Annotated in this window: 21 protein-coding genes and 1 pseudogene; 16 read left to right on the forward strand and 6 right to left on the reverse strand. The window is 36.7% G+C overall.

The features are described from left to right. Window positions 1-228 precede the first annotated feature (228 nt). Window positions 229-681: a GNAT family N-acetyltransferase gene (locus J2S19_RS14650; protein WP_307343477.1), complete on the forward strand. Its 453-nt coding sequence runs from the start codon at window positions 229-231 to the stop codon at window positions 679-681. 497 nt (window positions 682-1,178) lie between these two features. Here the strand turns inward: J2S19_RS14650 and J2S19_RS14655 are convergent, their stop codons facing one another. Next, window positions 1,179-3,299: a carbohydrate-binding domain-containing protein gene (locus tag J2S19_RS14655; RefSeq protein WP_307343480.1), complete on the reverse strand. Its 2,121-nt coding sequence runs from the start codon at window positions 3,297-3,299 to the stop codon at window positions 1,179-1,181. Between the two features lie 265 nt (window positions 3,300-3,564). Between J2S19_RS14655 and J2S19_RS14660 the strand changes: the two genes are divergently transcribed. The 6 genes from J2S19_RS14660 to J2S19_RS14685 all read left to right on the forward strand — a co-directional run bounded on the left by J2S19_RS14660 (window position 3,565) and on the right by J2S19_RS14685 (window position 8,589). Beyond that, window positions 3,565-4,251: a response regulator transcription factor gene (locus J2S19_RS14660; protein ID WP_307343482.1), complete on the forward strand. Its 687-nt coding sequence runs from the start codon at window positions 3,565-3,567 to the stop codon at window positions 4,249-4,251. After that, window positions 4,244-5,542 carry a sensor histidine kinase gene (locus J2S19_RS14665; RefSeq protein WP_307343485.1) on the forward strand — a complete coding sequence of 433 codons (1,299 nt, stop codon included), beginning with the start codon at window positions 4,244-4,246 and terminating at the stop codon, window positions 5,540-5,542. The genes J2S19_RS14660 and J2S19_RS14665 overlap by 8 nt, the downstream gene beginning before the upstream one ends. 196 nt (window positions 5,543-5,738) lie before the next feature. Further along, the gene (locus J2S19_RS14670; RefSeq protein WP_307343488.1) at window positions 5,739-6,437 is read left to right on the forward strand and encodes a polyphosphate polymerase domain-containing protein; all 699 of its coding nucleotides are present in this window, start codon (window positions 5,739-5,741) and stop codon (window positions 6,435-6,437) included. Window positions 6,438-6,461: 24 nt separating this feature from the next. Further along, complete coding sequence (locus J2S19_RS14675; RefSeq protein ID WP_307343490.1) at window positions 6,462-7,145, forward strand: DUF4956 domain-containing protein; 684 nt, start codon at window positions 6,462-6,464, stop codon at window positions 7,143-7,145. Window positions 7,146-7,329: 184 nt separating this feature from the next. Then, a complete protein-coding gene (locus J2S19_RS14680; RefSeq protein WP_307343493.1) occupies window positions 7,330-7,605 on the forward strand; it encodes a hypothetical protein in 276 nt (91 codons plus the stop codon). A 288-nt stretch (window positions 7,606-7,893) separates the two neighbouring features. Beyond that, on the forward strand, window positions 7,894-8,589 hold the full coding sequence (locus J2S19_RS14685; protein ID WP_307343496.1) for a serine/threonine protein kinase: 696 nt from the start codon (window positions 7,894-7,896) through the stop codon (window positions 8,587-8,589). Between the two features lie 82 nt (window positions 8,590-8,671). Here J2S19_RS14685 and J2S19_RS14690 read toward each other — a convergent pair whose 3' ends face one another. Next, complete coding sequence (locus J2S19_RS14690; protein WP_307343498.1) at window positions 8,672-8,842, reverse strand: hypothetical protein; 171 nt, start codon at window positions 8,840-8,842, stop codon at window positions 8,672-8,674. A 374-nt stretch (window positions 8,843-9,216) separates the two neighbouring features. On the opposite strand from J2S19_RS14690, the gene J2S19_RS14695 reads away from it, so the two are divergent. The 3 genes and pseudogenes from J2S19_RS14695 (at window position 9,217) to J2S19_RS14705 (ending at window position 11,685) form a co-directional block, all read left to right on the forward strand. Beyond that, the gene (locus tag J2S19_RS14695) at window positions 9,217-9,417 is read left to right on the forward strand and encodes a hypothetical protein (RefSeq protein WP_307343502.1); all 201 of its coding nucleotides are present in this window, start codon (window positions 9,217-9,219) and stop codon (window positions 9,415-9,417) included. Beyond that, a pseudogene (locus J2S19_RS14700) lies at window positions 9,417-9,609 on the forward strand (YwbE family protein). Before J2S19_RS14695 ends, J2S19_RS14700 begins: the two are co-directional and overlap by 1 nt. A gap of 657 nt (window positions 9,610-10,266) precedes the next feature. Further along, window positions 10,267-11,685, forward strand: coding sequence for a sensor domain-containing diguanylate cyclase (locus tag J2S19_RS14705; protein ID WP_307343505.1), 1,419 nt, complete (start codon window positions 10,267-10,269; stop codon window positions 11,683-11,685). A gap of 243 nt (window positions 11,686-11,928) precedes the next feature. On the opposite strand, the gene J2S19_RS14710 is transcribed toward J2S19_RS14705, so the two are convergent. Together J2S19_RS14710 and J2S19_RS14715 are read right to left on the reverse strand one after the other, a co-directional pair. Then, window positions 11,929-12,915, reverse strand: a complete 987-nt coding sequence (locus tag J2S19_RS14710) for a diaminopimelate dehydrogenase (protein WP_307343508.1) — start codon at window positions 12,913-12,915, stop codon at window positions 11,929-11,931. 135 nt (window positions 12,916-13,050) lie between these two features. Beyond that, window positions 13,051-13,827, reverse strand: coding sequence for a GGDEF domain-containing protein (locus J2S19_RS14715; RefSeq protein ID WP_307343511.1), 777 nt, complete (start codon window positions 13,825-13,827; stop codon window positions 13,051-13,053). Window positions 13,828-14,549: 722 nt separating this feature from the next. Between J2S19_RS14715 and J2S19_RS14720 the strand changes: the two genes are divergently transcribed. Both J2S19_RS14720 and J2S19_RS14725 read left to right on the forward strand, forming a co-directional pair. Then, window positions 14,550-15,833 carry a Gfo/Idh/MocA family oxidoreductase gene (locus J2S19_RS14720; protein WP_307343515.1) on the forward strand — a complete coding sequence of 428 codons (1,284 nt, stop codon included), beginning with the start codon at window positions 14,550-14,552 and terminating at the stop codon, window positions 15,831-15,833. 27 nt (window positions 15,834-15,860) lie between these two features. Next, a complete protein-coding gene (locus tag J2S19_RS14725; protein ID WP_307343517.1) occupies window positions 15,861-18,335 on the forward strand; it encodes a glycosylhydrolase-like jelly roll fold domain-containing protein in 2,475 nt (824 codons plus the stop codon). Between the two features lie 67 nt (window positions 18,336-18,402). Here J2S19_RS14725 and J2S19_RS14730 read toward each other — a convergent pair whose 3' ends face one another. Beyond that, the gene (locus tag J2S19_RS14730) at window positions 18,403-19,263 is read right to left on the reverse strand and encodes a MerR family transcriptional regulator (RefSeq protein ID WP_307343520.1); all 861 of its coding nucleotides are present in this window, start codon (window positions 19,261-19,263) and stop codon (window positions 18,403-18,405) included. Window positions 19,264-19,726: 463 nt separating this feature from the next. Between J2S19_RS14730 and J2S19_RS14735 the strand changes: the two genes are divergently transcribed. From J2S19_RS14735 to J2S19_RS14750, 4 genes are all read left to right on the forward strand, one after another. Then, the gene (locus J2S19_RS14735; protein ID WP_307343523.1) at window positions 19,727-20,563 is read left to right on the forward strand and encodes an alpha/beta fold hydrolase; all 837 of its coding nucleotides are present in this window, start codon (window positions 19,727-19,729) and stop codon (window positions 20,561-20,563) included. Between the two features lie 434 nt (window positions 20,564-20,997). Next, entirely contained in the window at window positions 20,998-21,444 is a 447-nt protein-coding gene (locus J2S19_RS14740; protein ID WP_307343541.1) for a cupin domain-containing protein, read from the forward strand. Window positions 21,445-21,902: 458 nt separating this feature from the next. Next, complete coding sequence (locus J2S19_RS14745; protein ID WP_307343528.1) at window positions 21,903-22,346, forward strand: helix-turn-helix domain-containing protein; 444 nt, start codon at window positions 21,903-21,905, stop codon at window positions 22,344-22,346. After that, window positions 22,343-23,536, forward strand: coding sequence for a macrolide family glycosyltransferase (locus J2S19_RS14750; RefSeq protein ID WP_307343530.1), 1,194 nt, complete (start codon window positions 22,343-22,345; stop codon window positions 23,534-23,536). Before J2S19_RS14745 ends, J2S19_RS14750 begins: the two co-directional genes overlap by 4 nt. Window positions 23,537-23,590: 54 nt before the next feature. On the opposite strand, the gene J2S19_RS14755 is transcribed toward J2S19_RS14750, so the two are convergent. After that, entirely contained in the window at window positions 23,591-24,193 is a 603-nt protein-coding gene (locus J2S19_RS14755; RefSeq protein WP_307343532.1) for a DUF4304 domain-containing protein, read from the reverse strand. Window positions 24,194-24,648 lie beyond the last annotated feature (455 nt).

Here is a 24,648-nt window from a genome sequence, read left to right on the forward strand (position 1 = left end):
TGTATTTAGTGATTATTTGGTGTGAAGATGTGAGCATATTTTTAATAAGTGTGAATAAGCGGAAGCTGCTCGATTATAGGATGTATTACATTGAAGTAATGCACTTTATATTCGGGCAGCTTTTTTATGTTTAAGAGAGTGTGAAAAAAGGTGATAAAGTAATAGTAACGAATTATTAACATAGGTAGAACTAGATAAAACAAATCTTTGTTAAAGGAGTGGGCAATCATGAAGATAAGAAAACTTAATAATGGTGAACGACCTCCAATCGATTTGCTATTATTGGCTGACCCATCCTTGAGAATTGTTGAAAACTATCTCCAAAGAGGAGAATGTTTTGTCGCTGAAGTGAACGACAATATTGTCGGGGTATATGTATTACTGCCAACGAGGCCAAAGACAGTAGAATTGGTTAATGTTGCTGTATGTGAAGAACAACAAGGAAAAGGGTATGGGAGAAAGTTGGTAATCGATGCTATTAAGGTTGCAAAGGAAGAGGGTTACAAAACCATTGAAATAGGTACTGGAAACTCGAGCATCGGACAACTCGCACTTTATCAAAAATGCGGTTTTAGAATTAGTGGGGTTGATCAAGACTTTTTTATAAAGCATTACGAAGAGGAAATCTATGAGAACGGTATCCGCTGCAGAGATATGATTCGATTAGCTCAAAATTTATAGATTAGTAAACTTTATTTGCTAAATAGGATAGGAGGGGTGGGGATTGGAGTGACGGGGGACAATGACGGGGGACAGTCCCCCAATGAATTAACGCTTTAAACAGTTGAGGGACAGTCCCTCAACGCATTAGCGCTTTAAACAATCGGGGGACTGTCCCCTGTTCAAGGGTAGGTGTTATTTCATATGAAGAACTTCTTGATTAGGTTGATCTCGGGTTTGGTCATTTTGTTTTTACTTTTATACATAGCTCCAATGTTAAATATCTCTTGGGTTCAAGAGGGTAATCCAAATAGGATTTTTGTTGTGCCAATTGCGCTAGTTGGTGGTTGGTTAAGTTTATTATTGTATAAAGCTATAAAGAAGAAGCGTACAAGAACATGAAATCGGGGACAGTCCCCCAATGAAAGTCCCTCAATAAATTAACGCTTTAAACTGTTGGGGGACAGTCCCTCAATGCGTTATCGCTTTAAACGACTGGGGGACTGTCCCTTTATTAATCACTGTATTTGTGGTGCGTCATTAGGTATTTCATTTGGTATTTCACGGCCGTTTTGTGCGGGGAATTCGATACCTAGTTCCGCTAGCTGTGCTTCAGCTTCCTCGCGGGAAATGGTACTGTTTCTTTGTTGCTCCATAATGCTTTGAACTTTTTTTCTCGTCTCCTCGTCAAGATTTGAAAACATTCCCCCACGAGCTACTCCACCCATTTGACCGCCGCCACGAGGACCGCCCATTCCAGCCTGTGCCTCTGTTACACCAGATTCATTTAGCCACGTTACGGTATTCGAAATGGTGAAGTCAACTACCTTTGTCCCAGCTTGATCCATTCCATTTGTATAAAGTCCATTTGTACCTGTACCTTTAGCGGTTCCTCCTGAATAAAGAGTATAAGATGTGTCGCTAGCTAACTTAGGAGAGCTAATAATAACGGATTGATACTCTTTCACAGGAGCAAAAGTCGCAATACTATTTCCATCTGAATCTTCTAGATGAATTAGTGTATCTGCAGCTTGTACGGTTGGATAATTCATCGTAATTGTGTTTTGTGTCGAAGTATCAGATGTTGCCATCATCATGCCGGAACTTCCTGCAGCTATCAACAGGCCACCGCTAATTTCAAAGGTTTGGTCATAATCAAGTGAGCCATTATTATTATTTGTTGGTCCATTTACGATTACTGTTCCGTCAGTCATTAAAATTGAACCATTTGCATCCAGACCATCACCTTCAGCATTTACATAAATGGTGCCGCCATTAATTGAGAGAAGATTGGTTTCTGATGCTTCAGCTTGTGCCATGTCCATACCGGAACCATCGACACCGCCACCGACATTAATGCCATCATCTACAGAATTGACTTCAATCTCTCCACCTGCAATTGTAATTGATTGACTTTCAATTCCCTCATAGCTCTTCGTAACAGTGATGTTGCCACCCTTTGTGTAAATCGCCTTGTCGGCATGGAGCGCATCATCACCTGTGGCCAATGTGAACTTTCCATCTATTATTGTAATCGACTGATTGCTATGAATGGCATCATCTAATGAGTCAATTTCAAAGCCGCCGCCGCCAATTGCAAGTTCAATTGCTGCTTTAAGGCCCTTTGTACTTTCTGTCTCAGTTTCAGTTTCGGTTTCATTTGTATTAGTTTCATTCGTTCTACTAGGGGTAGGACGATTATTTTCATTTGTAGCGACGACTTCAGGACTTCCGTCACCAGTAGAAATAGTAAACGTTCCATCGGCAATGAAGAGTGAAGTCTCAGACTGAATTCCATCGTTTCCAGCTTCGATGTCAAAGGTACCAGCTTCTATCGCAATTGGTGCCTTTTCCTCATCCTTATCATTTGTCGACTTTATTCCGTCTCCGCCTGCAGTTATCGAAAATTCACCATCCTTCACGGCAACTAAATCACGTCCAATTATCCCGTCATCAACAGCATCAACTTGAATTGATCCTCCCGTAATATATAGTGCATCTTTAGAAGTAATTCCATTATTATAGTTGCCATTAACAATTAGCGTTCCAGTACCGTTAATCGTTAAATCGTCTTTGCTAAATAATGCTGCATCAGGTTCATTGCTCTCAGAATCTACGTTTACATAGCTTTTAGCATCATGTAATTCATTGGTCGTTCCATCTTCAAGAGAAATAACTGTTTTCCCAGCTTGTTCAATATATAACGGTGAGCTAGTTGAAGAATGAATTTCTGCTCCATTGAGAATGAGGCGAACAGTGCCTTTATCCTCTGCATTGACAATGATTTGTCCATCATCAAGTTTGCCACTAATGACATATACACCTGAAGTTCTAATGTTAATGATATTACCTTCAATGACAACACCGCCATTTCCCTCCGCACTAGCACTGCTGCCGTTTAGCTGAATCGTCGTACCGTTCTTCCATTCACTATAAAAATCCTCATCAGAATAGGATACTTTTTCATTAATAACAGATAAAATAGCTTCGTCACCAATTGTATTTAACGTTTCTGCTTTAGCGACGGCAGCCTGACTAGCGGCCGATTGATTTTCTTCTGAGTTGCTACATGCGAATAAACATGTCGCACATATAAGTGATGATGATATTTTTACAAATCTAGATGATTGTTTTCTCATACGTCTTCTCCTCGTTTAATTAGGCATTATTCTAAAAGTTGTGGCTTTTTTGTACCAATCCATAACGACAACTTAGTAAAAAGCAACAATGTTTACGAACATAGCCCCTAGTTTTTAGATGATTACGTACCCATTATTAAGCACTTACCTTAAATAAACCTTAAAAAAACCTTATAAAAAACCCCTGGAAAAATAGACAGGTTTGCAATTCTTCTTTTTAGTCCTATAATCGAACGTATCTGAGAAAAAAAAGGAGAGCTAAAAAATGAAATTACTAATTATTGAAGATGACAAAAATCTCTCCGAGTCAATTGTAGAAACGACAATGGAAATGTTTGAAGCAGACAAGGCATTTGATGGCGAGGAAGGTTTGTATCTTGCAGAACAAGGGATTTTTGATGTGATCATTTTAGATATCATGCTGCCACATATGAATGGCTATGAAGTGTTGGAAAGCTTAAGAAAGAAGGGCATCACGACACCGGTTATCATGTTAACAGCTAAAGATGGGATTGATGACAAAATACAAGGCTTTAAAGTAGGTGCAGATGATTACTTAGTGAAACCATTTCATCGTGAAGAACTATTATTAAGGCTTGAAGCGATCATTCGAAGAGCTGGAGGAAATGTGAAGGAACATGTGATGACGTTTAAAGATTTGAAGCTCCATCTCAAAAATAAAACAGCTGAATTAAATGGAGAAGCCGTGAAGCTAAACGGGAAGCAATTCGATTTGCTCGAGTATTTCATTACAAATAAGAACACCATTTTAACAAAGGAACAAATTTTTGATCGAATTTGGGGCTTTGAATCAGAAACTTCAACAACAGTTGTCGAAGTGTACGCTAGTAATGTACGCAAAAATTTAAAAAAGCATGGTTATGACAAATATATTAAAACCTTTCGTGGCTTAGGTTATATGCTGACAGATAACGGTGACGGTGATGTTTAATAAATCCATTTTTAAGCAGCAACGTCTAAAATTTATGTTCATCAATTTATTGGCGTTTACCATTATTTTTACGATTTTCAGTGTCATTATTTTCAGCCAAGTCCAAAGTACGTTATATACAAAAACAGATGAGGAGCTCCTTAGTATGAAGGAAAAGGTGCTCGATGAGGACGAAGGCTTTGGAGAAGGTAACTTTAAACCGACACCTGGAGAGCAGAACGTACCACCGAATAATCACCCAAGACGTAATCCAAACCCAAGAATTATCGTCCTCAATTGGGATCAGAGCGGGCAAATTATAAATGAGGCGGAAATCGGAACGGCTTATTATGAAAATTACTTTCAGGATTATGAACTCGATATAACCAATACAGATAATATCACGACAACAACGATCCACGATGCATATCATTTTCGATACATTCTTTTTAAGGATAATAATCCTAATGATGATGTAGCTTATATTCAACTCATGATAAATGTGGATGCGGAGCAAACGATTATCGCAAACTTTGTGAAACTTGTTACGATTTGTTCGATTATTTTTATCGTACTGTCAATATCAGCTAGTATTATCTTATCAAACAAGATGATGAAACCGATAATAGCATCGTGGAACAAGCAAACGGAATTTGTTGAAAATGCATCACATGAGCTTAGAACACCGCTGACAATTATTCAAAATAAACTAGAGATGATGCTAACGGCACCAAACAAGCGAATTGCAGATAAATTTGAGAACATCGCGTTAAGTTTATCTGAAACTAGACGTCTTTCCAAGCTAACCTCAGACTTGCTAACATTGGCACGGGCCGATTCCGCAGAGACGGAGCTCGTGCTAAAAGAGGTGCATGTGGATTCATTTATCGAAACAGTTTGTGCTCCTTATAAAGAAATTGCTGATTCTCAGAATAAGCAGTTTTGGCTAAATGTAAAGAGCCAGGTAACGATTAGAGCTGATGAAAGTCGCTTACATCAACTATTCGTCATCCTGCTAGACAATGCCTTAAAATATACAAGAGAGAATGATAGCATTGGTGTAAAAGCATATACTGAGGATCAGAAAATAGTTTTCGAAATATCAGATACAGGTATCGGTATAAAGAATGAAAATATGAAATATATTTTTGATCGCTTCTATAGAGAAGATAAAGCTCGTTCAAGAGAAACTGGGGGAATGGGCTTAGGCTTATCAATCGCTCATTGGATTGTTACGAAGCACAAAGGAACGATTAAAGTGATGAAAAATCAGCATCAAGGGACAACCTTTATTGTGAAACTACCAAAATAACTAATATTATGAAAGATAGACGTGAATTGCGAGCCGATTCACGTCTTTTTTATGTTATCTTATCTTACTTTTATAAGAGGGCTTATCATCCACCTTTTTAATCCTAAAAAACTTTAAAATCATTTTAAGGTTTGTTTAAGGTTCATCCATAATAATGTGATGCATAGCAACAATTACAAAGAGGAGAATGATGAATATGAAAGGCATGCGTCTGAATGGTGTGATGGGGCGAACAGAGTTAAAGCATGAAATTTCGAAGATGGACTGTTATCTATTAAGGAATAAACTAAAATACTATATGAAAATTGATCCACATGCCAAAAACGATGGAAAGTATTTAATTCGCAGTGTTTATTACGATAACTTTGATAATAAAGTACTGACTGAGAAAAAAGAAGGTTTTTACCAACGTGATAAATTCAGGGTAAGGCTGTACGACTACAATATGGAGTTTCTTAATTTAGAGAAAAAGAGCAAGCGAAACAATTTAACGTATAAACAAAAGTGCCGTATAAAAAGAGAAGAATACGAAAAGATGCGGTGTGGAGACCTTGCTTGGATGGAGGATGATTCACGTTCGCTTATCCAAGACTTATATAGACAAATGAACTTGTTTCAAATAAAGCCGATTACTGTCGTAGATTACGAGAGAGAAGTATTCATATATGATGAAGGCAATGTCCGCGTCACCTTTGATAGTAACATTCGGACAAGCTTCCGTAACAATGATTTACTGAATCCGGACTTAGCTATGGTTGAAACAAATCCTGACATCGTCATCCTTGAAGTGAAATATGACGAGTTTTTACCCGATACAATAAAATATTTGCTTCAACTCGGTGATAGAAGAAAGGGCACGTACTCAAAATATCAGATTAGTAGAATGTTTGGTTAATATTATAATTTGGAGGTTTTAGAAATGGATACATTAAATTTTAATGATGTTTTTAAATCGAGTATTTTAGAAAAAACGAGCAGCTTTTCAATCGTCGACTCTCTCATTGGGCTACTTGTTGCATTTTTAGTAGGATTCTTCATTTACTTTGTCTATAAGAGAACATTCACAGGTGTGATTTACTCTCATACTTTTAATTTATCATTAATCATTATGTCAATGGCAACTGCGTTAATTATTATCGGAATTTCCTCGAACGTCCTATTGTCTTTAGGAATGGTCGGAGCCTTATCAATTGTCCGTTTTCGAACACCGATTAAAGATCCAATTGATATTGTTTATCTATTTTGGGCAATTGTTTCAGGTATCTTATGCGGGGCTGGTTTTATTATTTTAGTTATTGTTGGCTCAATCTTAATAGGGGCAGTTTTAATGATATTCGGGAATAAAATCAAGGTAGAAAATCCTTATCTATTAGTTATTCGCTATAATCAGGCAGCAATTGAAAATTCGTTGGAACATGTCATTTCTGAAAATGTTCGCAAACATACAATTAAATCGAAGTCTGTTATGCCTGGCAATGATTATGAAATCACCTATGAAATTCGAGTGAAAGAAAAAGATATGAGCTTTATAGACAATATTTCAGATATGGAAGGGATAAAATCAGCGATTATGTTGAGCTATGATGGCAACTTTACTGCCTAACACTTAGACCAGCATTAATTTTTAAAGTCTAAGTTGAGCGGTCTGTAGACTAAGAAATCTCAGCAGGTGTGTTTTTTCTTTCTGCATATTCAAAAGTGAACTTTTTCAACAGCTTATTGGAAAATATGAAAAAAACACTTAGAGTTACGTATTTAACAATGTATGATAAGAAATGGGGTGTTTCATGAAGATGAAGAAACTATTTCTTATCAGCATTTTATTAGTTTTGTTATTCGCCTGTGGAAACAGTAGCATAGATGAAGCCAATGCGAATGACATTGCTTTGAAGTATGTGCAAGAAGGCAGTAATGATAGCTGGTATGTTAGTCAGACTAAGAGTAAAGGTGACAATTGGTTAATCCATACTAAAATACTAGGTAATAATTGTATAGAGAAATATATTTACATTCATAAAAAGTCCGGGAGCATTAGCGATGTTAGAGGTGGAAATGAATGTTAACACGATTAATAAAGGTTGGACATTGTTGTAGACGCTTTAACACACATAAACCGCGAAAAATCAATCTAAAGCGGCAACAATGTAGAAAGCAATAATTTTAAATGGATCCAGCCTAATATTATGTCGTTAATCTAATAAATATATGATAAGGAAAGTTCAAACTATACTCGCCTTTGCATAAAATATATAATTAAGATAAGGAAACGATGACTTATATAAATATACCTTAATCTTTACTATGCTCATCGTTAGTTTAGGATTAATGATATAAAATTGAAGGTGAAGGTTATGTTTAAGCATTCGGTAATTGTTGAAAAACTATTATCTAATATTAAAGTGATTTCAAATCCAAATAATAAACCGGTTACAATCCTTGGGGGATCCGAGGAATTGAGATGCATTGGTGTTGGGACGGATGCGGCTGTTTTTCAATATGTTAACGAGCCGGAATATGCATATAAATTGTTTGCTGAGGATAAAAAATGGAAAATTCCATTAGAAGCGAAAGTGTATGAAGAGCTAAAAGGGTCGCCGTTTTTTTCTATATGCTATCTTGCGACTGACAGCTATTTAGTATTAAGCTATGAATCTGGTAAAACTCTTTACGACTGTATCTTAGATGGGACTCCTATTCCTGCTCAAGTGATTGACGATGTTGAAGCAGCGATTAGCTATGCAAGAGAGCGAAATTTAAACCCTCGTGATATACACTTGAAGAATATTTTCCTTGAAAATGGCAGAGCAAAACTTATCGATGTATCGGAATATGTTAATGAAGGTAATGATTACCGTTGGGAGCATTTAAAGAAAGCCTATGATGAATTTTATGAGCTGATTAAAGGGAAGCAAGTTCCACAAATGATGCTGGATTGGATACAGAGTGAATACAATGAAAGACAGTATGATTCGATGGATCAATTTATCGGGGATCTTCATTCTCTTAAAGTACTATTAAAACCGCAATTGAATGTGCAGTCTACTTAATGTATTTCAATTTTTAGAGAGAATCAATCAAGATGACAGAGGAACTTATAACTCTGTTCAACTCCGTCACCAATATCTTCAATTAAGTTAATTTTTGAGGATCTTTTACTTTTATTGATACAACTTCACCGCAATCCAAGCACAATGTATATACCTTTTCAGTTCCGATTGCCAGTTTTTTATTCAATGGACGTAAATTGATGTAATCCGTTGCTTGAACGAAAGCAGTTCCATCACAGCTTTGACATTTCATAAAATATCCCTCCGCATACTATTTTTATGTAATACGATTATTCTACTTGAATAGTTTCACGCTCTCTTATTGTTTATTAGCCTAGATTGAGTGATTAAATAGAAACAGTTCAAGTATAGACAATGAAGATTATATGGTGAATAATACGAGTGAGTAGTTTCTAAAAATACACACATGTGGAAATATAACAGGACCACTAACCTCTTTAAGCATCCAATCAAACAAAAAAGCAATTTGATAGGACATAAAACGTAGGTTTTTTTAGGCAGTAGGGAATTGTATAAAACTTGTTGTGGTAGGAGAGAGTGAGAAGAGACTATTTGCGTACTTTGTCATAAAGTTAATCAAAATTATATAAAAGGGAGTTATATCATATGACGGAACATCAATCATCCGAAACACCGAAAAAGAAAATTAGCCTACAAGAAGCGATAAAACAGCAACTCGAAAACAAAAAGAAACAGAATCAAAACAATTCTGTTAAAGGAAAAAAGAACGCTGACCACTCAACTAAAAAAATGACAAGTCAACAAGCAAAGAAAACAAGCAATACACGCAGAAAAATGGGTGTCTAATGACCGGTCAAAGTAGAAAATCAGTAGTACCAGGTATTACTGTTGATATTGTCTTAAAAAAAAGACCAAAGAACCGGAAAGCTTACTCGTGGCATTGTGAAGGATGTACTAACGAAATCTGAAAGTCATCCTCATGGTATAAAGGTGAGACTTACGGATGGACAGATTGGTCGAGTGAAAGAAATTTATTAAGATTGAAAACAAATGTTGTTTACAGTAAGTCTTATCGAGGGTGACAAATCGTCACCCTCGACTTAATTTAATTGATTGTAAAGATCATTTGCAACTTCTGATTTAGACACCTCTGACCACCTGCCATCATAGCTTCCTTCAGCATATATCTTTAAGTAAGCATCTGGACGTAGTTTACGGTCAACGTTTTAAATAATTATTTGTTCGTTACCGTATTCATCATATCCGTTGAAAGTGTAAAGAAAGTGATTATTCCAAATCTTTTCATAAGTGTCAGTCGTCTTAACTTAATGAAGCTTGTCAGTTTTAAATACCCAATCGGTAAGTGGTTTGATATCTGTAGTAGTATTTTGAATGACAAGAAAAGACCTAACAAGTATGACTGCAACAATAAATAATCCAGAAATGCATTAAAGCTTATTTATTATATTGAATTTATGAATGACTTTTAGTGTGTTGGATAGTGGAGCTTTACATAACATGTAATCCCATTTTTACACCACCTTTAAATATGCAAGGAATGTAGTGTATAATGGACAAATAGTTCGGTGTTTTTTGGGAATTAATTAGTATAAAAGAACTGTATTGAACGACATAATATGACAAATGTTATCGATTGAAGCAAATTATAGAACCACATAATTAGAAGGTGATCGTTTGAAATTATTATTTTACTGCATGTTGTACTTAGTGCCAGCTTGTATTTTTGTTTATATGGCTGGTATGGTATTAAGCCGTAACCGTACTAGTGCTAAACATATAACATGTAGTTTGTTATTTGTATTCACATCTATGTGGTTTTTCGGTGTGTTTATTTCAGTTTTAATATATCCGAAATTTTTTAATGAAATCTCACTTTATTGGGTAAATGGAAGTATCACCATATCAGGCATATTATCATTGCATCTTTGGTTTATGAATGCAAACTTATATAGTAAGAAAAATGGGAAATATCTTACGTTGCTGTTTATACCTGGCATTGCAATGCTTTTAACATTACCAATTGACTCTTGGATGTTAAAAGAAGGAACTGCAGAAATGTCTTATATTCCTGGTCCAGGTTTATATTTATTGTGGCTCGTAGATTTTTCTTATATAGCTATTATATTTTTCATAATGACTATTGAAGTAAAGAAGAAGAATCAGGCAGCTAAATTATGGTTTAAAGGAATTTTGTTTTACTTTTTATGGACAATCATTACATTGACAGCTGCAATATTATTACAAAATACAGTTATGTATTTCTTTTACTTTCTTATTCCACATGGCACCTTCTTTTGGGCATTCGCGATTTTTCGCAGTATGTCACGTTATGATTATTTATCCTCATATGAGACACGCTATCATATTTTATTTGAACGTTCTCCTCTAGGGATTCTTATTATGGATGAGGAGGGTATTGTCTTAGAAGCTAGTCCTCAAATTGCCATGTATTTAGGGGTGAATAAGCAGGAATTGATTAATGAGTCAATTGTCTCGTTCCTAGGAGGTATAGATAAACAAGCCTTTTATATGGAATTTAATAAAATTTTTACAGAGAAAACAAAAGTAGAAAATTTCGAACTATCGTTTATCAATAAGAACAAAGAAAGAAAAACGTTATTAATCGATTCTGACTATATCATTGTCGAAGGTAAAACGCTTCAGTTCGTTATGATAAAAGATATTACAGAGGCAAAAACGAAAGAAGAAAGGGTCCGTTATTTAGCATATCATGATTTATTAACAGGCTTGTCTAACAGGGCTGCATTTGAAAAGCGAATTAATGAACTGTTAATGGAAGAGGAAACGTTTTATTTACTGTTGCTTGATTTAAATAAATTAAAGCAAATTAATGATACTTACGGTCATCAGGCAGGAGACCATGCCATTCAGAAGATTGCAATGATTTTACAAGAGGTAGCAGGTAATTCACACCATGCAGCAAGGTTGGGTGGCGATGAGTTTGTCATGTTGGTGTCAGGAGAAGAAGTAGAATCAATTCTCTCAAACTTTCAGAAAAAACTGGAAACACCATTCGTGCTGCCACATCAACAAAAAATTCAATTGTCTGCAAGTGTAGGTGTGAGCTGCTAACCTACTGATGGTAAGACAATGGACCAATTATATAGTGTTGCGGATAAGCGGATGTATCTTGATAAAGAGTCATCTAAATAAATAAACCTCCTTTTAATTTTTTCAAAGTTGAAAGGAGGTTTTTAGTTTGAGATGAACATTCGCTTGTTCATGACAATTTGGAACAATCATCAAAGCTAGTCCCTGCGTTTTCTGTAGGCCAAGAAAAAAAGACTGTCCGAAAAGTGGCAGTCTTTAGATGAATTATAGAAAATCTCTCCGTAATTCCTCAGCAGAACGGTGTGAAAGGTATCCTAACGCAATGTCATAGACTGTTTTTGCACCATATTGCTTTTCTTGATTGAGGCGATGTGCAGCTCTTGCGTATGCAACGAGAACACTAGCTGTGAATTCAGGGTTACTATCTAATTTTAGTGAGAATTCATAAATTTGCTTATTATTATCGCCTGTTTCACCACCACGGATAACAAATCCGCCATGTGGCGCTTTTGTATGGTCACGTTCAAGTTCTTCCATTGTAATGAAATTCACTTCGGTATCATAGTCAGCAAAATAGTTTGGCATTGTTTTGATTTCATGTTCAATTGCAGACTTATCTGCACCTTCTTCTGCAACTACATAGCAAACGCGACGGTGCTTTTCAGCTGTTGTTAATTCGGGCTGTGAGCCACTGCGTACTTTTTCAATCGCAGCCTCAGAAGGAATTGTATATTGAACCCCATTTTTTACACCATTTACTCGTCTGACGGCATCTGAGTGTCCTTGGCTTAGGCCTTTCCCCCAGAATGTATAGTTTTCTCCATTTGGTAAAACCGCATCAGCCATTACACGGTTGATTGAGAATAAACCTGGATCCCAGCCGACTGAAATAACAGCTGTTGTATTGTATTTTTCTGAAACTTCATTAACAGCTTGATAAAACGCAGGGATTTTTGCATGTGTATCAAAGCTGTCAACTGTATTGAACATGCTTGCGAAATATGGTGTTTGCTCAGGTAAATCTGTAGCAGAACCTCCACATAGTAAAACAACATCAATGTCATTTTTATAATCGCTCGCATTTGAAATATGTACAACTTTTACACCTTGTTCACTAATTGAAAGTGTTTCAGGCTCTCTTCGTGTGAAAATTGCCACTAATTCCATATCTGGTGATTGTTTAATCGCCTTAACTGCGCCTTTTCCAAGGTTACCGTAACCAACGATTCCTAATCTAATTTTATTCGTCATCTGTAATGCTCCTTATTCTTATCTATTTAGATTGCTAGATTTTAGATGAATCGAGCAACCTATTAAACTTCTTCTATTAGTATAAATGATTAACGATTTAATTAAAAAGGTTATTGTTTAATTATATTTGAGTGTTCACTGTAATTTCTTTAATTCTGCTTTGTTTTTGTACATTCTTTCATCTGCAAGGTGGAGAAGGTTTGTAATAGATGTTGTATCAGTTGGAAATGTAGAAAACCCACCACTTATTGATATTGAGAGATTGTTGGGGATGTCTAATTTCGAGACAGATATTTGAATACTATTTAATATGTGTTTCGATTGCGTAGCATCTGTTTGAGGTAGTAGAATAACGAACTCATCTCCACCATATCGGGCAGCAATATCTGTTTGTCTAATTTCCTTCTTAATCTTAACGGCAACTTCTTGCAGTACAGCATCACCAATTTTATGTCCTAAAGTATCGTTTATCTGCTTAAAACCATTAACATCTAAGAAAATTAGCGAGAAAACTTGATTTTGTCTTGTTGCAATTTTAGACTCCTTCTCAATAGTTGCGAGAAAAAATTGTTTACTGAACAACTGGGTTTGAGCATCTGTTCGGTTAAGATGGATTAAATAAGTAATTATTTTTACCATTCCGTAAGAAAATAGTGAAATTCCGACTGCTTTAAACCCCTTACTAATCATGTTGTCAATAGCGTCAGAGACATCAACGAATTCACTAAATAAATCGAAGAAAGAACCTACAGCATATAAATTTATACCAATAAAGGCTAAAGACCATTGCATAACTTTTCGATTTGCAAAGTATAACTTCCAAAAATAAATCATAATGATGCTCACAGCAATTAATAAGATTGCTTCAAAAAATATGTCATGTACATCTAGCTGTTCCTTTAAGTGTAGCAAAATAATCAAACCTTCCACTTGGGTGTTCTTTTAAAATTATATGATATATTGTTCTATAAATATAGCTTAAATAGGTAAAAAGACATAGGTGTTTGGTTCTGTGACTTAAGCTATGGTAGTGCGCAATGTAAATCAGGTTAGGTCATACATTTTATTGAGTGAGATAATCTCAAAAGGAAGCAGAAGAACCTCCGAAGCCACTGAAAAAGTTTTGTTTATGGAAAAATAGTATTTATCATACAAGGTTGACGTTCAGTTTGATTTCCGCTACAGTACTCGCTTTCCGCGGGGTGGGTGGTGAGCCTCCTCGGCGCTAACGCCTGTGGGGTCTCACCTCTCCCACGCATCCCGCAGGAGTCTCGCACTTCCGCTCCAATCAAACTATACATGGTATGAGCTTCTATATCTCTACAAAAAGTTTATAAGGCAAGGTACTTATCTTAACATAGTATACTTTTTCAGTGGTCTCGAACCGTCCCCATGCTTCCATGTTTTTTTAAGCAGGAAAATAAAGATAAGTATAGAATAAACAAATAGAATACCAAGCATCTCTTCGTAAGTTCAAAGGTAAACGCAGAATTAGTTGTTTGATGATTAAAAGGGGGAGCTGTTTATATAGTACTTATCTTAAACTTATTAAAGTATGAATAATAGTGGTAAAACTTTGCATGGATGTTAGCAATGAATAAAAATTAAAGCGCATACAAAGGGGAGAGATTGTAATGGTTAAACGTTATGTACAAGTTGGTACTGGTGGAAGAGCTGAGTTTTTTTATGGTGCAGTTGTTCGTGATTTTAAAGATACGAGTGACCTAGTAGCATTTTGTGATATTAATCAAACGAGAATGGACTATGCGAATCGTTTGTTAGAGGAGAAGTATGAACATCCACAAATTGCTACGTACCTTGCTGAAGATTTCGAACAGATGATTGAAAAGGAAAAGCCTGATACTGTGATTGTGACGACAATTGATCGAACACATCACACTTATATTATTAAGGCATTGGAGCTAGGGTGTGACGTCATTACAGAGAAACCGATGACGATTGATGCTGAGAGATGTCAGGAAATAATCGATACAGTGAATGAAACGGGACGTGAAGTACGTGTAACCTTCAATTATCGCTATGCCCCGCATAATACGAAAATACGAGAGTTAATCATGAACGACGTCATTGGTGATGTGTACTCTGTCAACTTTGAATGGGCATTGAATACACAGCATGGTGCCGATTATTTCCGTCGTTGGCACCGCGATAAGCGTAATAGTGGCGGTCTTTTAGTCCATAAATCGACACATCATTTTGACTTAGTTAATTTTTGGTTAGGAACAACTCCGGAAACGGTCTATGCACTTGGCGGATTACGTTTTTATGGAAGAGAAAATGCTGAGGCAAGAGGGGTTACAACCTTTTATCAACGCGCACATGGAAGTGAAGCCGCGAAAAATGATCCATTTGCGATCCAGTTGGAAGAGAATGATCATCTAAGACAAATGTATTTAGAAGCAGAAAAAGAGGATGGCTATCAGCGTGATCAAAGTGTTTTTGGTGATGGAATTAGTATCGAGGATACGTTAGGTGTTATGGTTCACTATCAAAATAAAGCAATTTTAAATTATTCTTTGAACGCTTATCTCCCTTGGGAAGGTTATTTAGTTTCCTTTAACGGAAGCAAAGGACGAATCGAGGTTCGTGTTCGTGAACAATCATATATCAATTCTGGTGGGAAGAAAGAGGACGAAGGGAAGCTAGAAGAAAAATCAATTATTGTGATGCCGATGTTTGGTGAGCAATATGAAGTAGAGGTCGAAGAAGGTCACGGTGGACATGGTGGCGGAGATCCCCTTTTATTACAAGATATTTTCGGTACCCCGATAGAGGATGGCTTTAACCGGGCTGCCACACATGTTGACGGGGCAATGTCAATTCTGACTGGTATCGCAGGAAATATGTCTCTAAACACAGGCATGCCAGTAAAGGTAGACCAATTAGTAAAATTTTAATGGTAACCTTTAAAAAGGGGCATGACAATGAAACAAACACTTAAACAGGAATTCTTAAATCCACGCAATGAATTTACACCAATCCCGTTTTGGTTTTGGAACGCAGCGCTGACACATGAAGAGATAAGACGACAAATTCACGACTTCTATAATAAAGGTGTAAATGGGTTTGTGATTCATCCGAGAATTGGAATACCTGAGGAAATCGTCTATTTGTCAGACCAATTTATGGATTTTGTTGAAACAGCTGTTATAGAAGCGGAGAAACTGAACATGTCTGTTATTTTGTATGATGAGGCCATGTATCCGTCGGGTTCTGCAAAAGGACTTGTTGTGAAGGAAAATAAAGCTTACGCAAGTAAAGGCTTAAAAATGCTCACTTATCATGTCGAAAAGGACCTAACTATTTCTGTTGATTTAGCTGATGGTGAACATATTGTCTCTGTGCAAGCAGTAAAACAAACGATGAAATCGACTATTGATTTAACTAGTAGTCAAATACTTTCCAGTGATGAGATCTATATTCAGTTTACATGTCCAGATGAGGAACAATGGCTAGTGTTAGTCTTTGTTGAGACTTTTTCGCAAGGAACGATTCGGGGCATTCATATTGGTGAAGATGATGGCGAGCGTAACGCACCTCCATCTGCTGATTTGTTAAATCCTGAAGCTGTTAAAACCTTTATTCGGTTAACGCACGAAGCGTATTTTCAAAGATTAAAAGATTATTTTGGTGATACGATTATTGCGATGTTTACTGATGAGCCTGACATACTAGGAAGAGGTTCTTTAGATGGTTTGAAGCATTGGACAGCTGATTTCCTAAACGAGTTCATTCAATCTGGTAATCTCGAAACTGATTTACCGGCGTTATGGCTTGAGGCTGGGGAGCAAACGGCTCAAATCCGGCAAAATCATCGGGAAGCCGTTAGGAAGCGGCTGACAGAAACGTATTACAAGCAAATTTCTGATTGGTGTATAGAACATGGAATAGCCTTAACCGGACACCCTGCAGCAAGCGATGATATCGGACTGCTAGAGCATTTCCATATTCCAGGTCAGGATGTCGTATGGCGTTGGGTTGGACCAGAAGAAGGTAAGTCGTTAGAAGGTGAACACTCGACAGCTGGTAAATGTTCTGCAGATGCAGCTAGACACCGAGGGAGACGACGAAATATGAATGAGTTTTTAGGTGTTTGTGGAAAGGAAAGTCCGTGGGCATTAAGTCCAGGTGACATGAAATGGTACATTGACTGGCTCGCAGTTAGAGGTGTAAATGTATTTGTCCCACACGCCTTCTATTATTCGGTCTCAGGAAAGATTAGAAGCCATGAGCGACCACCCGATGTAGGATCAAACAATCTATGGTGGCCATTTTACAAACAATTCACCCAATATATGAAAAGATTAAGCTGGCTAATGACAGATAGCGTCAATCAGACAGAAATTGCGATAATATGTGAAGCAGACCATCTACCATGGATAACCGCAAAAGTGCTCTATGAAAATCAAATTGAATTTAATTATTTAGAAACTGAACTAATACAAGCGGAATGTTGTGTTAAAAATGGTAGAATTCATATTCAAGATTATCAATATAGTGTCATTATATTGGAAGAGAATGTTAACGTGAATAAAGAGGTACTAGATAAACTATTATTATTTCAAGAAAATGGTGGTATAATCGTTACCCTTTCTGAGAAAGAGGTTGGGGTATTAAAAGGAGCAACTTTAATTCCAAGCCCTGAAGCACTCATTGAAGCAATTCCGGCTAACAAAAGAAGTGGAGCGATTTTAAAGCCTCGTAGTAAAGCGATTAGAGTGAGTAAGTTGATGAAGAACGACACCCTCTTTTATCTATTCGTTAATGAAGGCGAGGAACGATATAATGGTGGTTTTCTCATTTCAGATGCTTACAAGGTTGAGAAGTGGGATGCATGGAAAGGGGAAATTTCCAAGGTTGAGATTAGCTCTAATCGAGAGCAATTTCTCGTTCCTGTGAACCTTGAGAGAAGGTCTGCGATTATATACAGTGTTGACACGAGTGAAATCTCAAGGCCAGTGATGCAAGCTAAGCAACAAATGAAAGCTAGTTACGAAATAATTCTAAATGATGAAGATTGGCTCGTAACTTATCTCGGAAACCATTACGAAAAGCGCAAGCTACAATCATGGGTAGCATGGGATGGAATGGATAACTTTTCTGGCACTGTAACGTATGAAAAAACATTCCAGATAGAATGTCAGCCAATAACTTCACTGGTCACATTATCATTAGGTGAGGTTTATGAAATCGCACATGTCTATTTAAATGATATTGAAGTTGGAGTTCAAATGTGGGCACCATATGAAATCGAAATAAACTCAACACATTTCGTAGAAGGAGAAAATACACTCCGAATAGAGGTTACAAATAGTATGGCAAACCGAATGGACAATGCAAGGCTTGCCTCAGGGTTAATTGGACCAGTCTCTATCTTAGTAAGTGATTCGTCGAACTAATATTTTCTCAAAATTAGAACCCAAGAATGTTGAATTTACAGCATTTCTTGGGTTTTACTATTGTTCCTTAAGATTTATTTTGTGGTAAGGAAGCGAATATATCTTTGGTTGACTGTACCGGCTTTAAACTGTTCAAGTTCAAGGGGGCTAGGTTACTACCTTCTACAAATAAATAAAAAGTAGTTTGAGGTAATGTTTGAGCAAGTGTATCAAGCTTCTTTAATTGAGCAAGATTATTTTCTAAGACTCTACCATATATAAACATAAGTTTAGGATGATTAAGCTGTGCTGCTGTTTCAATTGCATATCGAGATGGAGAAGCGCCTAACATTTTAGTTTGATAGCCTAGTAACATAGCTCGAAGGAGAAATAATTGTACAGGTATTTCATTGTGTTCATTTGGCAAGCAGCTACCGATAATGAATGGAGCATAGTTATCTATAGGGTATCTTCTTCTTATAGTCGCTAAAAAGTCTCTCACTATTTGATAACTTATTGTGACCTGATAATCATCCCATATTTTTTCATAACTTAAGCGATGGATTTGACTCAAGAATGGTTCTATCAATTCATCAATGAGAACTGCTAAGCCGTATTGATATTGCGCTTTATCGAGTATCTGTTGAATCGCCATTTCATTTGCGGTTTGACCTGCCTTTATTAATGATTCAAGTAATGGATTCTTCTCTTTTGCCCGTGTTTTTGCTCCCTTTTGTTTGACTAATATGGCCGCTTGCTTTACAGAATGGCCAGCATTAGTTAAGGCAATAATCTCTTTTAAAAGAGTAACCTCATCTTCACGATAAATACGGTAGCCATTCTCCAAACGCTCTGGAGAAATAATCCCGTAGCGGTCTTCCCACTTACGAATCACCTGCTTAGAAAGTCCAGTCATCTTAGCCACTTGCTGAATCGAATAAGTCATCATATCTATTTCCCTCATCTAGGAAGCAGGGGGACAGTTCTCTTGCTTCCTTTTTATTTCTAATAATGAATCGTATATTAAGTACTCTTTATAAAATATCAATAACATGTATAAGAGCTATTATAATATTGTATCAAGCTTTGATTATGTGGGAAAGAAGGAAGAGTGCAATCTTATTCTCAAATCTTTGAGTAGGAAGTTGTGAACCATTCGAAGCAGATGAAAAGATTCTTTAAGAAGTGAGAATGGATGGTCCGGTAGTTATGATAAATTTGTCAGACTTGATAAAGGGAAAAACATAGTACTTTTAAGTAAACATAAGCTTAGCTTGTCTTCATCCTTCATAATTCTTTTTGTGAAAAATGTAAAAAGACTCATTTATTAATGAAAAAGGAAATGATATGATTACGACGAATTACCAACAATTACTAGTTATATAAGCTAGTAAAAAATGGAGGGATTTAAGATGGCGAAAGTTAGCGTTGGAAATGAAAATGGACAGGCAATTGAGCTTCATTTTGAGGATGTTGGTTCAGGAAAACCAGTTGTGTTAATTCATGGATGGCCACTTAGTGGACGCTCATGGGAAAAGCAAGTGCCAGCATTGGTTGAGAATGGATACCGGGTGATTACGTATGATCGTCGTGGGTTTGGTCAGTCTTCACAGCCTTGGAGTGGGTATGACTATGATACCTTTGCTGCTGATTTACATAAGCTACTTCTCCATTTGGATCTTAACGATGTGACCCTTGTCGGCTTTTCGATGGGTGGTGGAGAAGTTGCACGTTACATTGGTACTTATGGAACGGAACGAATTTCTAAAGCAGTCCTTGCAGGCGCGGTACCACCATACTTGTATAAATCCGACGACAACCCAGACGGCGGACTTGTTGATGCGACAATAAGTGAGTTCCAAGATGGGGTTAAAGGGGATCGAATTGCATTTTTAGATGGCTTCACTAATTTATTTTTTGCTGCAGGAGAAAGAACGGACTTAGTGAGTGAAGAGTTCCGTTTGTACATTCGCAATATTGCCGCTTTTGCATCTCCAAAAGGTACACATGATTGTATCGGAGCATTCAGTTATACAGATTTCCGTGAAGATTTAACAAAATTTGATGTGCCGACACTTATCCTACATGGTGATGCTGATGCAATCGTACCGTTAGAGGTTAGTGGACAAAAAGCACACGAACGCATCTCTAGTAGCAAGCTTGTCGTAATTGAAGGTGGACCACACGGATTTAATGCAACACATGCTAAGGAATTTAATGAAGCATTAATACAATTTTTGAATGATTAATTTGGATATGAGACCGACCGTGCCTTATCTAGGGGCACGGTTTTGTATTGAAAATTGAAGTGTGTACAAATGATGAAATCGATTTAATTTGAGATGAAGCTGATTTTACTTGAGTGATTTTAAGAAAATCTTCTTCATAGGTGGGTTGAATCAGTTTAAGCTTGAGTGATTACAAGAAAATACTCTTCATGGATGTGATGATTCAGAATTACATTGTGCTAAGCACCACCATTTCGTCTTCATTGATACAGCTCCTCTACTCTCACTTTTCTAAAGAAAAGCAAAACCGCCCCTTATAAACTACAAAGAACCAACTTCACATTTTCACATAGGCTATAGGGAATAATTGGCTGTGAAAGGAGAAAAGTATGTTTCAAAATTATTGGTATCCATATTATCAACCTGTAAATTATTATCCTGTAAATCCTTATGCTATGGCTGATACACAAAGACAATATAACACTCGTGACCACCACTACCAACCGAGTCACCTTAAAGACTATGGCCCTAATCCCTTTGTAGTGAATATTGAGCAAGCAACGAAACAAAACAACAATTTTCGAACGGCATTATGGACGGGCAAGCATTTTCAAATCACATTAATGAGTATTAATGTAGGGGAAGATATCGGGTTAGAAATTCACCCTCATTTGGACCAATTTTTACGGATTGAGCAAGGTCAAGGAATTGTTCAAATGGGTAAAAGCAAAGAACAACTAAACTTTAGGCAACATGTGAAAGATGATTATGCTGTCGTAATCCCAGCAGGAACATGGCATAACTTAACAAACACAGGAAATCAACCACTCAAACTCTACTCAATCTATGCACCACCACAGCACCCATTTGCAACGATCCATAAAACAAAAGCCGACGAATGAAGCATGGGGACGGTTCTTTCGCTTCCTTATGAAAGGAAGCAGAAGAACCGTCCGAGACCACTGAAAAAGTATACTAATTTAAAATGAGTAACTCTTATCAATTAATTTGTTCTACAGATAAAGGAGGCTATCCTATGTATAGTTTGATTGGAGCGGAAGTGCGAGACTCCTGCGGGATGCGTGGGAGAGGTGAGACCCCGCAGGCGTTTACGCTGAGGAGGCTCAGCACCCACCCCGCGGAAAGCGAGTACTGCAGCGGAAATCAAACTGAACGTCAACTTTGTAAGATAATCACTATTTTTCTATAAACAAGACTTTTTCAGTGGCTTCCGTCCCCCTGCTTTCTCCCTTGCTTTCCCCCGTCCATAATGCCACAATTTTTAACATGAATTGTTTTAAATGGTTGATAGACCTCAGACAGCTCTTTATATATAGTTATAAATAAGGAGCTGAGAAATATGATTGGTATGAATATACGTATTTTGCGAAAGAAGAATAAATGGAGCCAAGAGATGCTGGCGGAAAAGGTGGATGTTTCACGGCAGACTGTTGCGAAGTGGGAAAATGGTGAGGCATTGCCTGACATTCATAAATGTAAAAACCTTGCTGCACTATTTCAAGTTTCGTTGGAGCAACTTGCTGAAGATATGAATGAAGAAGAAGTTGAGCAACTAGGACCTAAGGGTAAGCAATTTTTCGGTGTCGTTAAGGTAGGAGAACGAGGTCAAATAGTAATTCCAAAACAGGCGCGTGATCTGTATCAAATTCAGGCAGGAGATAAACTAATTGTCCTTGGAGAAGATGCCACAAAAGGAATTGCAGTATTAAAAAGTGAAGGCTTTTTAGAATTTGCTGATATGATTCGCCGAGCTGAGACTGCAGCAGATGGGGAATTAGAATGAGTAAAATTGTCTTCTTCTCAATTCCGGCACATGGTCACACAAATCCAACCATTCCAGTTGTAGCAGAACTCGTAAAGTGTGGACATGATGTATGGTATTATTCATTCAATGAATTTCAAGCAAAAATCGAGGGAACTGGTGCAACATTTATTTCTTGTGACAATTACCTACCGCCTATTTCACAGAAGGAACTAAATCGCAAGGCTGGCAAGGATTTTGCAGCATTAATTGAAATGGTTGTAGACACGACGATTGCATTAGATGAAATGGTTTGTTCTCAACTTAAGGACATACAACCTGATTGCATCGTATCAGATTCCGTTTGCTTTTGGGGGAAACTATTTGCGAAGAAATTAGCGATTCCATATATTTGTTCTACGACAACCTTTGCTTTTAATCAACATACAGCAAAGCTAATGAAAAAAGGGGTTACTGAAGTAATCCGAATGATTTTTGGTATGGCGCGGATAAATAAAAAAATAAAGTTATTGAAAGATTATGGATATGATGTAGACAATTTTGTATCGATTATCCAAAATGACAACGACACAAATACGATCGTCTACACATCAAAAGAGTTTCAACCAATGGCTGAGACATTTTCATCAAAATATGCCTTTGTCGGTCCATCTATTAAGCAACACAAACAGGAACCTGTAATGGAGAAAAGTAAAAAGCTAGTCTATGTATCTCTGGGAACCGTTCTTAATCAAAATAAGCAATTTTACCACAACTGTATTTCTGCTTTTGAAAATAGTGAATACAACGTAATTATGGCTGTTGGTGAAAAAACAGACATAAGCACTCTCGGGGAGATTCCTGGCAATTTCACGATTGAACCATTTGTGGATCAACTTGCTATATTACAACAAGCGGACGTTTTTATTACACATTGTGGAATGAATAGTGTAAATGAAAGTCTCTACTATGGAGTTCCAATGGTATTATACCCATTGCATAGTGAACAAGGTGCTGTTGCAGCTCGGGCGGCTGAACTTGGTGCTGGGATTAGACTTACAAGTACGAAGCCGAAGCATTTGAAGCATGCAGTGGATGAAATCTTACTAGATAAATCATATGAAGAAAATGCAAAAAAACTTTCCGAAAGCTTTCATCGTGCAGGTGGTGCCAAGCTAGCTGCAAAGGTGATTATTTCTCATATAAAAGCGTACAATGTAAATCAACATTAACACGTGGAGGTTTAAACCTTTCATGTGTTTTTTATACTCTAGGAGGAATGTCAACTATAGGTTAATAGATAGAAACTTTCCAAACGCCCGCATATCTTCAATTTCTTCTTTATTCTGTGTTTCAGATATCTCAGTTAATAATATATCTCTCACTTTATTCACATTTTGAAGGGAATGATACAACAAAGCTAAATGATAGAGTGAGCTATCATTATGTTTTTCAAGTTCATCGATTACGTCATGAACAGTTTGGAAACGATGGAAATATGGCATAACAACTTGCTCGATATCCTCTAGTAACATTTCTTCTAATTTCTCTACATTTGTATGACTTTCGATGACATACCACTTGTCGATCCCGTCCTTTATAGAGGAGATGGATGTTTGCAAGACACTATCAACTACTTGAGGGTATTTTCCTACAGGATAACCAGAAAATTGCAAATAACTCGGTGTATAAATTGCTTTTGAAAAAATACCTAAGTTTATTCGAAAATCCACTCTTTCAGTATCATTCCATTTAGAACCTTGAACATTTAATGTATATGCAAGCTCATTCGTTTCTTTATAATAATTGTTACCTTTCTTTTTGAAACCAAGCTCCTTCAATAAGGGTGAGATTGTGTTTTTTTTAATATGTTCGTAGATTTGTTTCACATGAATTCCTCCTATCAAAAATGCTTTCATAGATTAACATCATCTCAATTCTGTATCTGGTGAATTCTACGTACAAATGACGGTCTCATTATCAATCGACGATGCACACCTATTGTTTATTTAAAACGCCATGTGCTAACTATTACATATATTAGCAAAAGTAACTGTTCTTATAAATAGATTACATAACTCTCAATTAAGACTCAGGTTAACAATCTCTATTTCTCATTGATTAATAGACACCAACATGGTATGACTATTATGTAAGGGTATACATGACAAAAACAGGAAGAAGAAATAGCTTGTGACGGTGAAAGAGCGATGAAATATTTGGGAGTAGGTGGAAGCATGAGAACCGTCCGAGACCACTGAAAAACACCACCTAAATAATGGGAAATGAACAAAAATATAAAATAAAAACAGAAAAACCCCCGTAATTTGGTATAATATAGTCG

The organism is Metabacillus malikii (assembly GCF_030813355.1).
GTDB lineage: Bacteria > Bacillota > Bacilli > Bacillales > Bacillaceae > Metabacillus > Metabacillus malikii.

What these genes read in the sequence shown, in the direction of transcription:
- J2S19_RS14650 (WP_307343477.1), top strand. Translation starts at nt 229, where the DNA reads ATGAAGATAAGAAAACTTAATAATGGTGAACGACCTCCAATCGATTTG.
- J2S19_RS14655 (WP_307343480.1), bottom strand. Translation starts at nt 3,299, where the DNA reads ATGAGAAAACAATCATCTAGATTTGTAAAAATATCATCATCACTTATA.
- J2S19_RS14660 (WP_307343482.1), top strand. Translation starts at nt 3,565, where the DNA reads ATGAAATTACTAATTATTGAAGATGACAAAAATCTCTCCGAGTCAATT.
- J2S19_RS14665 (WP_307343485.1), top strand. Translation starts at nt 4,244, where the DNA reads ATGTTTAATAAATCCATTTTTAAGCAGCAACGTCTAAAATTTATGTTC.
- J2S19_RS14670 (WP_307343488.1), top strand. Translation starts at nt 5,739, where the DNA reads ATGAAAGGCATGCGTCTGAATGGTGTGATGGGGCGAACAGAGTTAAAG.
- J2S19_RS14675 (WP_307343490.1), top strand. Translation starts at nt 6,462, where the DNA reads ATGGATACATTAAATTTTAATGATGTTTTTAAATCGAGTATTTTAGAA.
- J2S19_RS14680 (WP_307343493.1), top strand. Translation starts at nt 7,330, where the DNA reads ATGAAGATGAAGAAACTATTTCTTATCAGCATTTTATTAGTTTTGTTA.
- J2S19_RS14685 (WP_307343496.1), top strand. Translation starts at nt 7,894, where the DNA reads ATGTTTAAGCATTCGGTAATTGTTGAAAAACTATTATCTAATATTAAA.
- J2S19_RS14690 (WP_307343498.1), bottom strand. Translation starts at nt 8,842, where the DNA reads ATGAAATGTCAAAGCTGTGATGGAACTGCTTTCGTTCAAGCAACGGAT.
- J2S19_RS14695 (WP_307343502.1), top strand. Translation starts at nt 9,217, where the DNA reads ATGACGGAACATCAATCATCCGAAACACCGAAAAAGAAAATTAGCCTA.
- J2S19_RS14710 (WP_307343508.1), bottom strand. Translation starts at nt 12,915, where the DNA reads ATGACGAATAAAATTAGATTAGGAATCGTTGGTTACGGTAACCTTGGA.
- J2S19_RS14720 (WP_307343515.1), top strand. Translation starts at nt 14,550, where the DNA reads ATGGTTAAACGTTATGTACAAGTTGGTACTGGTGGAAGAGCTGAGTTT.
- J2S19_RS14725 (WP_307343517.1), top strand. Translation starts at nt 15,861, where the DNA reads ATGAAACAAACACTTAAACAGGAATTCTTAAATCCACGCAATGAATTT.
- J2S19_RS14730 (WP_307343520.1), bottom strand. Translation starts at nt 19,263, where the DNA reads ATGATGACTTATTCGATTCAGCAAGTGGCTAAGATGACTGGACTTTCT.
- J2S19_RS14735 (WP_307343523.1), top strand. Translation starts at nt 19,727, where the DNA reads ATGGCGAAAGTTAGCGTTGGAAATGAAAATGGACAGGCAATTGAGCTT.
- J2S19_RS14740 (WP_307343541.1), top strand. Translation starts at nt 20,998, where the DNA reads ATGGCTGATACACAAAGACAATATAACACTCGTGACCACCACTACCAA.
- J2S19_RS14745 (WP_307343528.1), top strand. Translation starts at nt 21,903, where the DNA reads ATGATTGGTATGAATATACGTATTTTGCGAAAGAAGAATAAATGGAGC.
- J2S19_RS14750 (WP_307343530.1), top strand. Translation starts at nt 22,343, where the DNA reads ATGAGTAAAATTGTCTTCTTCTCAATTCCGGCACATGGTCACACAAAT.